Annotated in this window: 11 protein-coding genes and 1 tRNA gene; 11 read left to right on the forward strand and 1 reads right to left on the reverse strand. The window is 52.2% G+C overall.

Annotation, left to right across the window (positions count from 1 at the left end):
• Nucleotides 1-181: 181 nt before the first annotated feature.
• A tRNA-His gene (locus JRI95_06000) sits at nt 182-258 on the reverse strand.
• A gap of 291 nt (nt 259-549) precedes the next feature.
• Between JRI95_06000 and amrB the strand changes: the two genes are divergently transcribed.
• The 11 genes from amrB to JRI95_06055 all read left to right on the forward strand — a co-directional run bounded on the left by amrB (nt 550) and on the right by JRI95_06055 (nt 12,460).
• The gene (amrB, locus tag JRI95_06005) at nt 550-1,392 is read left to right on the forward strand and encodes an AmmeMemoRadiSam system protein B (protein MBW2061103.1); all 843 of its coding nucleotides are present in this window, start codon (nt 550-552) and stop codon (nt 1,390-1,392) included.
• A gap of 48 nt (nt 1,393-1,440) precedes the next feature.
• Nucleotides 1,441-1,791 carry a hypothetical protein gene (locus JRI95_06010; protein ID MBW2061104.1) on the forward strand — a complete coding sequence of 117 codons (351 nt, stop codon included), beginning with the start codon at nt 1,441-1,443 and terminating at the stop codon, nt 1,789-1,791.
• A 224-nt stretch (nt 1,792-2,015) separates the two neighbouring features.
• The gene (locus tag JRI95_06015; protein ID MBW2061105.1) at nt 2,016-3,386 is read left to right on the forward strand and encodes a sigma-54-dependent Fis family transcriptional regulator; all 1,371 of its coding nucleotides are present in this window, start codon (nt 2,016-2,018) and stop codon (nt 3,384-3,386) included.
• A 239-nt stretch (nt 3,387-3,625) separates the two neighbouring features.
• Complete coding sequence (locus JRI95_06020) at nt 3,626-6,196, forward strand: tetratricopeptide repeat protein (protein ID MBW2061106.1); 2,571 nt, start codon at nt 3,626-3,628, stop codon at nt 6,194-6,196.
• An 89-nt stretch (nt 6,197-6,285) separates the two neighbouring features.
• On the forward strand, nt 6,286-7,674 hold the full coding sequence (locus JRI95_06025) for a sigma-54-dependent Fis family transcriptional regulator (GenBank protein MBW2061107.1): 1,389 nt from the start codon (nt 6,286-6,288) through the stop codon (nt 7,672-7,674).
• 130 nt (nt 7,675-7,804) lie between these two features.
• The gene (flgB, locus tag JRI95_06030) at nt 7,805-8,236 is read left to right on the forward strand and encodes a flagellar basal body rod protein FlgB (protein ID MBW2061108.1); all 432 of its coding nucleotides are present in this window, start codon (nt 7,805-7,807) and stop codon (nt 8,234-8,236) included.
• Nucleotides 8,237-8,238: 2 nt separating this feature from the next.
• Nucleotides 8,239-8,673 (forward strand): flagellar basal body rod protein FlgC, encoded by a 435-nt coding sequence (gene flgC / locus JRI95_06035; GenBank protein ID MBW2061109.1) that lies wholly within the window; start codon nt 8,239-8,241, stop codon nt 8,671-8,673.
• 13 nt (nt 8,674-8,686) lie between these two features.
• The gene (gene fliE, locus JRI95_06040; protein MBW2061110.1) at nt 8,687-8,983 is read left to right on the forward strand and encodes a flagellar hook-basal body complex protein FliE; all 297 of its coding nucleotides are present in this window, start codon (nt 8,687-8,689) and stop codon (nt 8,981-8,983) included.
• Between the two features lie 53 nt (nt 8,984-9,036).
• The gene (gene fliF, locus JRI95_06045) at nt 9,037-10,626 is read left to right on the forward strand and encodes a flagellar M-ring protein FliF (GenBank protein MBW2061111.1); all 1,590 of its coding nucleotides are present in this window, start codon (nt 9,037-9,039) and stop codon (nt 10,624-10,626) included.
• 27 nt (nt 10,627-10,653) lie between these two features.
• Nucleotides 10,654-11,661 carry a flagellar motor switch protein FliG gene (gene fliG, locus JRI95_06050; GenBank protein ID MBW2061112.1) on the forward strand — a complete coding sequence of 336 codons (1,008 nt, stop codon included), beginning with the start codon at nt 10,654-10,656 and terminating at the stop codon, nt 11,659-11,661.
• On the forward strand, nt 11,654-12,460 hold the full coding sequence (locus JRI95_06055; protein ID MBW2061113.1) for a hypothetical protein: 807 nt from the start codon (nt 11,654-11,656) through the stop codon (nt 12,458-12,460). Before fliG ends, JRI95_06055 begins: the two co-directional genes overlap by 8 nt.
• Nucleotides 12,461-12,480 lie beyond the last annotated feature (20 nt).

Below are 12,480 nucleotides of genomic sequence, written 5' to 3' on the forward strand. Positions count from 1 at the left end.
CGATCGCAGAAAACATCCATGCCGCCAACGAGCGGGTGAACACCAAGAGTGTCATTCAGACGGCCAAGGTTTACGCCCTGTTCCTGGCGCGTTGGTGCAGGCTGGCCGAGTGACCTGCCCGGCTAACCATTTAGCCTCATGCAGGCTCCTCCTCAAGCACGATAAATCCGGAAATGAAAATTGGGGTGGGTGAAGGGACTTGAACCCTCGGCCTCCAGGGCCACAACCTAGCGCTCTAACCGACTGAGCTACACCCACCATGCAACCAGGACGTGTGCTTGCGGGAACATTCCGCAAAGAGCTGACATATCTGGATGTTTTATACATTAAAACCGGTCGTGAGGCAACATGATTTTATTAAATTTTAACCTCCAGGTCAGGCAGGGAGTGAAAAGCCAAGAAATGAATTCTTTTACTGGAGTCTTGAAGAAAAAACGGGTATAATAAATTATTCATTCCCGGCCTGAAAAGAAGCGGGCGTGCCGGGTAAAGGTATAAGGGTCTCTGAGATAATAATTTGACTGTTTAGTCCCTTGTAAGGAGGATACCATGGGAACCCGAGGTCGCAGTCTGCCTTATGGCTGGTACCCGGACACGGCCAGTGCCTGCCGGCAGGAGATCGAGGAGTTCATATCCCAGGTCGAGGCGCCCGGCCCGGATATGAGCGGGCTCAACGGTGGTATCGTCCCGCATGCCGGCTGGTACTTTTCTGGCAAGGCGGCCGCCAAGGTTTTCCGCTATGTCTCCCATGAAGGCGGCGTGGACATAGTGGCTGTTTTTGGCGGACACATGAGTGCCGAGCCCGGCCTCATTTACCTGGATGAAGCCTGGGAAACACCGCTTGGGAATCTTGAGATTGACCAGGACCTTGGACAGGCGCTCAAAGATAAGGCCGATCTTGAAGTTGAAACCTGGGAGACAGGCGACAACACCATGGAAGTTCAGTTGCCTTTCATAAAATACTTCTTCCCGGACAGCCGCATTGTGGCCATTCGAGCGCCTCATTCACAAAAGGCCGTTAACATTGGGCAGCAACTGATCGAACTGGCAAAGACACAAGGTCAGACCATCCGGGTCTTTGGCTCCACCGACCTGACTCACTACGGCCCCAATTACGGTTTTACACCACAGGGACGCGGGCAGGCGGCACTGGATTGGATGCGCAATGAAAACGACAAAGGCTTTATTGATCTAGCCCTGGCTATGAATCTGCCCGGTCTTTTAGAGCATGCTGCTCAAAACCACAGCGCCTGCAGCGCCGGAGCGGCTGCGGCCGCCATCGCCGCCTGCCAGGCTCTGGGATCAAACCGGGGCGAGCTCCTGGACTACTACACCAGCTCAGATATCATGCCCGGCGATTCCTTTGTCGGGTATGCCGGTATCGTTTTCTGAATTTACTTCGGTTCTGAACTTGGGGCCGTCAGGTCAGGAGGAAAAAAAATGAATGATTCGTCAGTAAGCCTCTCAGCCCTGCAGGCTTTTGCGACCAAATTACAGGCCACGGCCAACAATATCGCCAACTTTATCACACCGGAGTACAAGGCCGAGCGAGTGGTTATGACCTCCGGCCCTGCGGGCGGTGTTTTAGCCGCCGTGACGAGGGACCTGACGCCTGGAGTGACCCTGCCACAGGAGGCCGGGCAGCCGGGCGAGCCCCAGGAGATGTCAAACGTCAATCTGGCGAACGAGATGATTGATTTAATGCTAACCAGAACCGCCTACCAGGCCAACGCCCGGGCTTTGAGTATTACTCAAGAGACCAACGGCAAGGTCATAGACATCATCGGCTAGGTATTCGCTTCAAACCTGACTGCCGCTAAGCTCACTTCATAAATAGCATTTGCCTTTCCCTAGCGCCGCTGAAATTACCCCGTCAAAAATCAGACTCTTGATCTTTTTTTCCTACCGAAAAAAAACACTTGTTAAATGAGCGTCAAAATATTATCATAAAAACACGAATACAAACAGCCCCTGGACATGCGCGGCTACGGATTTCTTGAAAGATCTGAGGACCTATGCCTACTGCTATGCTCGTAATAAGCGACCTTGAAGCGGCCAAGCCCCTGGTGACCGCTTTAGAGGATAAAGGGTTGGACCTGACACATGCCGCGGATGGGGCAGCGGCCATGGACATGCTGAAAAAGGACTCCTTCGAATTGGTCCTGGCCGAGACAGACCTTCCCAAGGTCAAGGGTCTTGACCTCCTCAAACACATACAGATCAAACATCCAGGCAGCAAGTGCGTGCTTCTCTCTAATGACGCCTCGGCGCGGGCCGCTCTTCAGGCCATCCGCACGGGCGCTTTTGACTACCTGACCCTGCCTCTCGACGAAAATGATGTTCACTCCTGTTTGGAAAGAGCCTTAAATATAGGGGTCAGCGGCGGCGAGGCCGGGCCGGTCGTGGGTTATCAAGTTCGCTATCCGGAGATCATCGGCCAGAGTGCGGCCATAAAAAATGTGTTTCGCATGATTGACAAGGTGGCTCAGACAGACAGCACCATTATGATCACCGGTGAATCGGGCACAGGCAAGGAACTCGTGGCCCGCGCCATTCACTCCAGCAGCCCCCGGCAGAACTACCCTCTTGTTCCGGTCAACTGTGGAGCCATTCCAGAAGAGCTCCTGGAGAGCGAACTCTTCGGACATGAAAAAGGGGCCTTTACGAGTGCCATTCGCTCCCGGTCCGGGCGCTTTGAGTTGGCCAATAATGGAACGATCTTCCTGGACGAAATCTCGGATATGAGCCCGAGACTCCAGGTGAAACTCCTGAGGGTCCTCCAGGAGCGCAAATTCGAGCGAATTGGCGGCACAAAAACCATCGAGGTTGATATCAGGATTATCGCCGCCACAAACAAGGACCTCTACCAAACCCTCCAGGAAGGACGCTTCAGAGAGGACCTTTACTACCGGCTCAATGTTATCCCTGTCACTGTTCCCCCGCTTAGACAACGCCAATCGGACATCCCTCTCCTCATGGAGCATTTCTTTCTAAAGTTCAATCACCACAAGCAGAAAGAGATAAAGGGACTCGCAACAGAGGTTAAAGCCCTGCTCATGGCTTACCCGTGGCCCGGGAATATCCGGGAGTTGGAGAATGTAATCGAACGCATGGTCATCCTGGCGGAAAATGAGGTGATTTCTATTGAAGATTTGCCTCTGCATATCCAGGAGGCTACCGCTCAACCAAAACGAGAACCCATCGAGATTCCAGAGCAAGGGATTGACTTCAATGAAGTAGTCTCCGAGTTCGAAGACCAGCTCCTGGTACAAGCCCTTGAAAAATCAAACTGGGTTAAGAACAAGGCCGCCAAACTGCTCAATCTCAACCGCACCACCCTTGTCGAGAAACTCAAAAAAAAGGATATCAAGCGCCCTGATAGTTGATCCTGATTCAGACCCTCTCCCGGCTCAAAATACTATTCTTGCTTCTCTCTCCGACAATTTTTTGACGAACATGACATCAACCTGATCACGACAGCATCCGTCTCCCTGATTGACCAGCCGGCCTCTATCTTACTAACTAGCTAAAATTTCTTTATATCTTTAAGATGAAATGAATAAAATTTTCTGGCACAAACATTGCTCCCCCCAGTGAAAGGGCTAGACCCCAGAGGGAGAAGTGGATGCGATTTATTCCGAGACCTTTGATAAAAAGAAGGGCCTGCCTTCTGATGCCGGGTATGCTCCTGGTCTGTGCGGTCATCATGCTCGGACAAAGCAGCGCTCCGGCGCAGAAACCCCCTGGGCAGCCTCTGAAAAAACCAGGCGCGGCCGACAGGAGTTCGGCCTTGAAGTCCGGGCGGCTTACTGGAATCCGCCTGGGTACCTTTCCCGACTACTCCCGTCTTATATTTCTTTTTAAAAAGCCGGTGGACAGTTACATGGTCAGGCGGCCGGAGGTGAACGAACTCTGGCTGGATTTCGGGCCGGACGCCATTCCCAAGGAAGGCCGGTATGAACTGCATGATGAACTAGTCCAGGGTGTGGCTCTGCTTGAACAAAACGGCCGGTTGACAGCACGGGTCAAGGTCGGGCTCTCCAGGTTCTCCTTTAGACATTTTTCTACTCCGGATCGAAAGGCTGTGGTCTTAGACCTTCGTCCTGGGGACCCGATAAAGAGGGCCAGGCCCGCCGTGAGCCGTGCCGCGCTCGAAAAACTGAAGGGTCTGAGCCTTGAGCTGCCCGATCCCAAGGCGATCGCCAGAAAAATACGCGCCGCCTTGCCCGCCGACCCGACTCCGGATACAGAGCTCTTTTTTCTAACTCAAGCTGCCGACGATATGGCGCGAGGCAATTTTGAGGAGGCGATCATCAATCTGAAGCGTCTTTTGAAAAATTTTCCGAACACCAAGTATCGGGACCCGGGTCTCTTTCTCCTGGGAGACGCTTATTATTATTCATACCAAAACAAGCTTGAACCCCATTTTCTCGAAATTACAGATACTTTCCGAGAAGCAATCGTCACCTTTCCCCAGTCGGCCCTCACGCCTCGCGCCACATTGATGCTCGGCCTGGCTTACCTCAAGATGAACTTCAACAGTGAGGCGGTGGGCTACTTGGAAATCGTCACCAAGGATTTTCCAGATACCCGCTATGCAGTGCTGGCCTATCTCTACCTGGGTGAAGCCCAGCTCAACCTGGGTGAAGCCGATCTGGCTCAGGAATCCCTTGACACTGTCTTAACCTTCAAGCCCAGCGGCCACTCTTTTCTGAAGGCTTACTACAAGCTGGGTCAGGTTCACTTTCAAAAAGGTATTTACACCAAGGCGAATGAGGTATTTAAAGAGGTCTTAATTCGCCAAGAGGATTTCTATCTCGAACACCCTGAAATTCTTTATTATATGGGTGAAGGCTACTTCCATTCCCATCGCCCGGACCTGGCCAGGAGCTACCTTTATCACCTGCTGAATATCTACCCTGAATACAAAGCCAAAGACGTGGTCATGGCCCGTATCGGGGACACGTATAAGGAGGAGGGCCGTCATTCAGAAGCCAAGAAAATCTACCGCATCACTAAAGACATCTTTCCAGAGAGTACCGGGGCCTTGATCAGCCAGCTCCGGCTTGCTGAATATGGCGCGCTCCGGGACTCTTTTAAGCCGGAGACGATCTTCATCGAACTCGAAGAAGGCGCCAGAGAAGCCACCTTGAAGATGTATCGGGAAATCGTGGCTTCCCAAAAGGAGTCCCCTCTTCTCCAGCTGGCTATGTTCAAAATCGGTCTCGCTGCCTACTGGCAAAAAAACTATAAAAAAGCCTTGCAGACCTTCAAGGACACCCTGGAAAAATATCCCAAGGGTTCTATCATCCCGGATGTACATTTTGTTATGAGCAAAACCATCCTGGCCCGGGTAAGAAACCTTTACCGGCAGAAGAAGCACCTGGAGCTGCTCAGTTATTTTTTTGAGAATCAGCGGTACATCTCTGAGATTGCCTTGTCAGATATCCGTCTTTACGTGGCTTTGAGCCATCTGGCTCTGGACCTTCCTTCAGAGGCCATCGAACTCTTTCTGGCGGATCGAGGCGTGCCCGATTCGGCTGACCAGCGGCTCTTGGGTCTTGGCGAGGCCTACCTTAAAGACAGCCAATATGAGGAGGCCATAAAGGCCTTAAACCAGTTTTTAAAACGCTATCCCAGGCATGAGAAAAAGGATCAGGCCCTGCTCCACCTGGCTCAAGGTAAAATGAAACAGGGACATACAAAGGAAGCCCTGTCTCTTTTTGAAAACGCTATGACTGCCCAGCCCAGGCTTAAAAGGGACGGCGAGTTTCAAAACATGTTGGGCCGGATTTACCTGGAGCTAGGTCAATATGAAAAGGCGGCCGCGGCCTTGGAGATTGCCGCCAAAGGCCTGGGTGAAGGTCAAGGGAACGCCCAGGATGTCTTCCTGGCTTACGCTCACCTGGGGCGAGCTCTGGCAAAGGTCAAACGCAAAGGTGAAGCAGCCCAGGCCCTGGACAAGGCGCTCACGGTTCAGCCTGAACAGCCTTTCCCGGAAGCCCTTTATCTCATAGCGCGAACGAATTTTAATCTGGGCCGCCAAAAAGAAGGCCTTGAGGCCCTGGACCTCGTGTCCAAGGCTGAAGATAGTTTCTGGAAAATGATGGCCGATCAGGAACTTAAGGTCCGTAAATGGAATCAAGAATTAAACCGGGAGATCGAGAAGGAAATATCGGCTAACCTACAGAAATAATGAGATAACCAGGAAAAAACAACGGGAAAAACCTGATCGAGAAAGCCGTTTAATAATGTTCGTTCCCGCAAGTCAAGAGGCAGGAGGCCATGCAGTCCAGATCCGTCTTGGTAGTTGATGATCAACCCGAAATACGAACTTCCCTTTTCGAAGCCCTCACGAAGGAGGGCTATGCCGTGGCCCTGGCGCAAGATGGAAAGGAGGCTCTGGGAAAATTCAAAGCAAACCCCTTTGAAATAGTCATCACAGACGTTCGTATGCCTCGCATGGATGGAATGGAGCTGCTTTCCCGGATTAAACAATCTTCGTCCCAAACTCCGGTCATCATCATCACCGGCCACGGGACAGTGGATAACGCTGTCAAAGCCATGCGTGACGGGGCCTTTGACTACATCCTGAAACCCCTTTCCATGGAGGTCCTTAAAGAGACAATCAATCAGGCCCTGAATGCCGCTCAAACGTCAGCCTCTAAAATCATGAATCGCGAAACCAATAGCCTGGGCATAGGTGACCGGCCTATCATCACTCAAGACCCGGCCATGAAACGGCTGCTCGAAATGTCCAAAAACGTGGCGCCCTCAAAGGCCACCGTGCTCATACAAGGCGAGTCCGGAACAGGCAAGGAACTCCTGGCACGGTTCATTCACCGGGAATCGGACCGGGCCAAGGGACCTTTTGTGGCCATCAATTGCGCCAGCCTGCCTGAGGGACTCCTGGAAAGCGAACTATTCGGCCACGAAAAAGGCTCTTTCACCGGGGCTATTACTCGAAAAATCGGCAAGTTTGAGCTGGCCCATCTAGGAACGATTCTCCTTGACGAAATCAGCGAAATGGCTCCGGCCTTGCAGGCCAAACTGCTGCGCGTTCTGCAGGAAGGAGAAATAGACCGCCTCGGTGGCAAAAGCCCCATCCAGATCAATGTCCGGGTCATCGCCACCACTAACCGTAATCTCATGGAATGGGTCAGGCAGGGAAAATTCCGCCAGGATCTTTACTACAGGCTGAATGTTATTCCCTTGCGTATCCCTGCCATGCGAGACCGCCCTCGCGATATCCGCCCTTTGTCCGAATATTTTTTAGAAAAATACAGCCAGGAGAATGGCAAAGGGATAAAGAGCCTCTCCCAAGAAACCCTGGCCCAGCTTCAAAGTATGAGCTGGCCCGGTAATGTTCGAGAACTGGAAAATATCATCGCGCGCGGGGTGCTGCTGGCCAAAGGGGAATCCATCGAACCAGGCGACCTTTTCCTGGACGAAGCCCTGCCAGAAGCAGCCGGAAACGATGCTCACAGTACCGTTAAAAAAGGACGAACCATGACGATCAAGGAGATGGAAAAAGAACTCATCGAACAGGCCCTCAACGAGACGAACGGGAATCGCACCCATGCCGCCGGGATTTTAGGAATAAGTGTCAGAACCCTGAGGAACAAACTCACAGAATACAAAGCCATGGGCTGGGAGGCCGGTCAGGCGGCCTGAGTACTGACCTCCCTGCCCTGTTTTTCTGATCGTAAAACGAAGTCAATGGAGGAGAAGCGAGACAAAATCATCTTGGCACACAATTTGCTCACCATTGACGCGAATAACAATTAATTGGAGAAGTTAGGTCATGGATGCATTAGGAAAACTATTCGACCGTTCCATTGACTTGATGGGCAAGGCGCTAAACCTGCGGCTCACCAAGCACAGTTACATCGCAAGCAACCTGGCAAATATGGACACGCCGGGCTATAAGGTCAAAGATTTGGAATTTCAAAAGGTTTTACTCAAAAGCCTGCCAAAATCAAACAACCGTCTGCCTTTACAAAGAACGCATCCCCGTCACATGCCGGTGACAAAAGCCGAAAAAGCATACGCCTTGGCCCAGAAAAACGTGGTCTATGGAGTCTATGGCAAAGATGAGAATGGAAACGATGTGCTTGATATTGACCGGGAAATGAGCAAGCTGGTTAAGAACCACCTTATGTATAATATCACGGTTCAAATGCTGGCCAAAAAATTTGGAGGCCTCAAATACGCCATCACCGAAGGAGGGAGGTAATCATGGATTTTATCACGGCCATGGATATTAGCGTCTCGGGTCTTACGGCCCAAAGGACCCGTATGAATATCGTCTCGATGAACCTTTCCAACATGCACGCCACGCGCACCGTAACAGGAGGGCCTTACCGGCGAAAGATCCCCATATTCACGGCAACACCTCTGAAAGGACCCTTTGGGCGGCGCCTGAAGGGCAGCCAACGTAAGCTTCAGCAGGTCGAAGTTACGAACATTATTCAAGATCAAAAGGATTTCAAAATCATCTACGACCCTTCCCACCCCGATGCGAACCAGTACGGCTACGTTCAGATGCCCAATGTCAACCTGATGGAAGAAATGGTGCACATGCTTACAGCCAAGAGATCCTATGAGGCCAATATCGTGGCCATTAATGCGGCCAAGAACATGGCTCTTAAGTCTTTGGAAATACTGAAGTAGGAAGGTGAATCCGATGAAAATATCCCCAGTGGACCCGATTCAAATTCCGGGAATCCAGCCTCATGAGGCTAAGCCTGGCCAGCTTCCTGTACCGGGCTTCAAGGAGACCCTCCTGGATTCGATCAAAAAGGTCAATGAGTTACAGATCAAAGCCCAGCAAGCCATGGAAGACCTAGCCACAGGTCGAAGTCAAAACATACACGAAACCATGATCGCTATTGAACAGGCTGAAATTGCGTTTAAGCTGGCGGCTCAAGTCCGCAATAAGATCATAGCCGCGTATAGCGAGATCATGAGGATGGCAGTCTGACGCCTTCTTTCTTGATTAACAATGATAGTATATAATTAGGGTGCAGAGGGAAAATGTTTGAGTATCTTAGCCGACTTATTGGCCAACTGCAAGAAGTCTTCATAGCCCTGCCCGCCAATCGGAAAATTCTCCTTATAGGCGTTGTGGGCGCTACTGTGGCCGGTTTCATCGTCTTGTTCACATGGGCGAACAGGCCCAGTTTTGAAATCCTGTACTCTGGATTGAGCCAGGATGAAGCCGGTGAAATCGTGACCAAGCTAAAAGAGAAAAAGATTCCCTACCGCCTTGAATCCGGGGGAACCACCATTCTGGCCAGGGATGAAGACATCCAGGACACACGCCTTACCTTGGCCACTGAAGGACTTCCCCGCGGCGGGGGCGTGGGCATGGAACTCTTCAATAAAACCAGCCTGAGCACATCCGCTTTCGTGCAGCGCCTTAACTACCAGCGGGCCATCCAGGGCGAACTGGAGCGAACCATCATGAAATTTCCAGAGGTCGCCCAGGCGCGAATCCACCTGAGCATACCCAAGGAATCGCTCTTCCTCGAAGAGGCTCGGGAACCGTCAGCCTCAGTGGTGCTCGGGCTTCGCCCCAATAGAACTCTGAGCCAGGCCCAGGTCCTGGGTATAGTGCACCTGGTGGCCAGCTCGGTTGAAGGGCTCAAACCCGAAAACGTTTCCGTGGTAGACACCTCTGGAGGATTGATTTATAAGAAAGATGAGGAGGCTGAAACCCCGATGCTGACCGCCTCCCAGATTCAGCAGCGACGGATGCTCGAAAAAACCCTGGCCGACCGGGTGACCACCATGTTAGAACGAGTTGTCGGGCCTGGCAAAGCTGTGGCGCGAGTCACGGCTGAACTGGACTACAATCGCACCAGCACCACCGAGGAGACGTTTGACCCTGAACTGGCCGTGATCCGCAGTGAAGAGCGGGTGAAAGAAAAAAGCACCGGGCCGGGCCGGATAACCGCCGGAGCGCCGTCGGCCCGATACAGCCTGGAAACCGGGGAAGGCGCCGCCGCCGATCAGGGTCAACCTCTGGAAACTTATGAGAAAACCGAAGAAACCATTAATTACGATATCACCCGCGTCAACAAGCAAACCGTAATTCCAGGCGGTAAAATAAAACGCCTGTCCGTGGCGGTGATGGTTGATGGAAAAGAAGTGGAAAAAACAGAAGGCGGCGAGACGGTCAAGACGGTGGTGCCTCGAACCGAGGAGGAACTGGCTCGTTTGCAAGAAGTGGTTCGTTACGCCGTAGGCTATGACGAGGAGCGGGGTGATACGGTCATTGTAACCAGCTTTCCCTTTTTTATCCCTGAAGAAATAAAAGTGCCTGTCCTGGCAAAATGGTGGACCACCTACCTCCGCCAGGCCGTCCGACCGGCAATCAATATTATATTGATCGTGCTGTTCTTCCTGTTTATAGTCCGGCCGCTGATAGCCTGGATCAGAAGGGAAGCAAGGGTTGTTGTCCGGGAAGAAGAGAGGGTTGCCTTACCGCCCGGAGTGGAGGCGCCGGCCTTGCCGGGTGAGGTGCCTAAAATTGAGGCGGCTCTGCCCGACCAGATGCGGGAAACGGCTCTTCAGCACCCAGACCGGACACTGGATGTAATCCGGACCTGGATTAGTGAGTGATAAAGTTAATCAACAGGGGGGGCAATCATGGCTAATGCCCAGAAGTTGACCGGCCCGCAAAAAGCGGCCGTCTTCCTTCTGACCATGGGTGAAGACTTCACTTCCCAGATCTTCAGCAAACTGGAAGATGATGAGATAAAAAAACTCAGCCGGGCTATGTCGCGAGTCCAGGAGCTCTCTTCTGATACGGTCACAGAAGTATTAGATGAGTTCAATAAATCGTTAGTTTCGCCGATGGGCCTGAAGATCAAGGGGGATTCTTTTGTCAAAAAAATCATCTCCCGGTCCGTGCCCAGGGATCGGGCCGAGAACATCCTGGAAGATATCAGCGCCGACATCGGGCCAACGCCCTTTGAAAACTTAAAAGATATAGACTCAAAAACTTTGGCCAACTTTATCCAGAACGAGCACCCCCAGACCATAGCTTTGATCCTGGCCTATACAGAACCCGGTAAGGCCGCGGAAGTTATCAGCAACTTTCCAGAAAATCTTCAAACTGACGTCGTCCTGCGCATTGCCAATCTTGAAAATGTCCCTCAAAATATCGTGACTGAGGTTGAAGATGTCCTGCAAAAAGAAATCCACACCCTGGGGACCACTGACGCCCGGAAGGTAGGGGGAGCTGAGGCTGTGGCTGAGATTCTCAACCAGGTGGATCAGTCTACAGAGAACACCATCCTCTCCCGAATTGAGGAAGACCACACCGATCTGGCCAATGACATACGCAAGCTGATGTTCGTCTTCGAAGATCTGGTTACTGTTGACGACCGCGGTATCCGCGGCATACTCAGGGAGGTCAACAACGAAGAGCTTACCCTGGCCCTAAAAACCGCTTCAGATACCTTGAAGGAAAAAATCTATGGCAACCTATCAGAAAGAGCCGCAGCCATCATTAAGGAAGACCTTGAAATCATGGGGCCGGTCAAGCTGGTGGATGTGGAAAAGGCGCAGCAAAGCGTCGTGCGAGTCGCCAAGAAACTCGAAGACGAGGGGAAGATAATGCTTGGCAAGGGCGGTGAGGAAACTTTTGTCTGAGTCAATCATTATTAGATCCGCAGATTCCGCTCACTCCAGCCCCGGGGGCTCCAGCCTGAAAAATACCGGCGAGGCGAAAACGGATACGGATATCAAACCAGAAACCCTTGTGGAATATACCTTTACCCCATTGACAGACGCAGGCGGCACCCCGGCCATGACCTTTGCCAAGGCCCAGAAAACCATGGAGCAGGCGAAAGAAACACTCGCTCAGGCGCAGAAAGAGGCCGAAGCAATAAAGGCCCTGGCTAGAAAAGAAGGGGAAGAAATAAAAGAGAAGGCGCGAGCCGAAGGTTTTGAAAAGGGGCGCGAACAGGGAATCAATGAAGGCATGGTCCAAGGCCAGGAGAACTTCAAGGCCAAGCTGATTGAAACCTGGAACGTCCTGGACGCCATTGGCAACCTTTACCAGGACCTCAAAAAAGCCAATGAAGTGGTGCTGGTCAAACTGGCGCTGACCGTGGCCGAGAGAGTGCTCTTGCATGAGGTCAGCACCTCCCCAGAGGTAGTCGCAGCAGCCTTTAAGGCTGCCCTGGCTAAGCTGGACAAGATGCACGAAGTAACCCTGAGAGCCCACCCTGATGACCTGGCGCGCCTGGAGGCTGCCAAGGCTGAACTGAAAGACCAGCCGGACGGACTGATCAAAATAACCATTCAGCCCGACCCGGCCCTGAACAGAGGCGATCTGGTGGCGGAGACAGAGGCCGGCCGGATTGACGCCACACTCAGAAGACGCCTGCAGGCCGTGATTGAAGCGGTGGATGAGGAACTTAAAAAAAACCTGAACCTGGACTGGTAGAAACCCATCTATATGAGAAG

The organism is Deltaproteobacteria bacterium, from assembly GCA_019308995.1.
Classification (GTDB): domain Bacteria; phylum Desulfobacterota; class Desulfarculia; order Adiutricales; family JAFDHD01; genus JAFDHD01.

Bases quoted from the DNA above. Each gene is read 5' to 3' on its own strand.
- fliF (MBW2061111.1), top strand. From the start codon at position 9,037: ATGTTTGAGTATCTTAGCCGACTTATTGGCCAACTGCAAGAAGTCTTC.
- flgB (MBW2061108.1), top strand. From the start codon at position 7,805: ATGGATGCATTAGGAAAACTATTCGACCGTTCCATTGACTTGATGGGC.
- JRI95_06015 (MBW2061105.1), top strand. From the start codon at position 2,016: ATGCCTACTGCTATGCTCGTAATAAGCGACCTTGAAGCGGCCAAGCCC.
- JRI95_06025 (MBW2061107.1), top strand. From the start codon at position 6,286: ATGCAGTCCAGATCCGTCTTGGTAGTTGATGATCAACCCGAAATACGA.
- JRI95_06010 (MBW2061104.1), top strand. From the start codon at position 1,441: ATGAATGATTCGTCAGTAAGCCTCTCAGCCCTGCAGGCTTTTGCGACC.
- JRI95_06020 (MBW2061106.1), top strand. From the start codon at position 3,626: ATGCGATTTATTCCGAGACCTTTGATAAAAAGAAGGGCCTGCCTTCTG.
- fliE (MBW2061110.1), top strand. From the start codon at position 8,687: ATGAAAATATCCCCAGTGGACCCGATTCAAATTCCGGGAATCCAGCCT.
- fliG (MBW2061112.1), top strand. From the start codon at position 10,654: ATGGCTAATGCCCAGAAGTTGACCGGCCCGCAAAAAGCGGCCGTCTTC.
- flgC (MBW2061109.1), top strand. From the start codon at position 8,239: ATGGATTTTATCACGGCCATGGATATTAGCGTCTCGGGTCTTACGGCC.
- amrB (MBW2061103.1), top strand. From the start codon at position 550: ATGGGAACCCGAGGTCGCAGTCTGCCTTATGGCTGGTACCCGGACACG.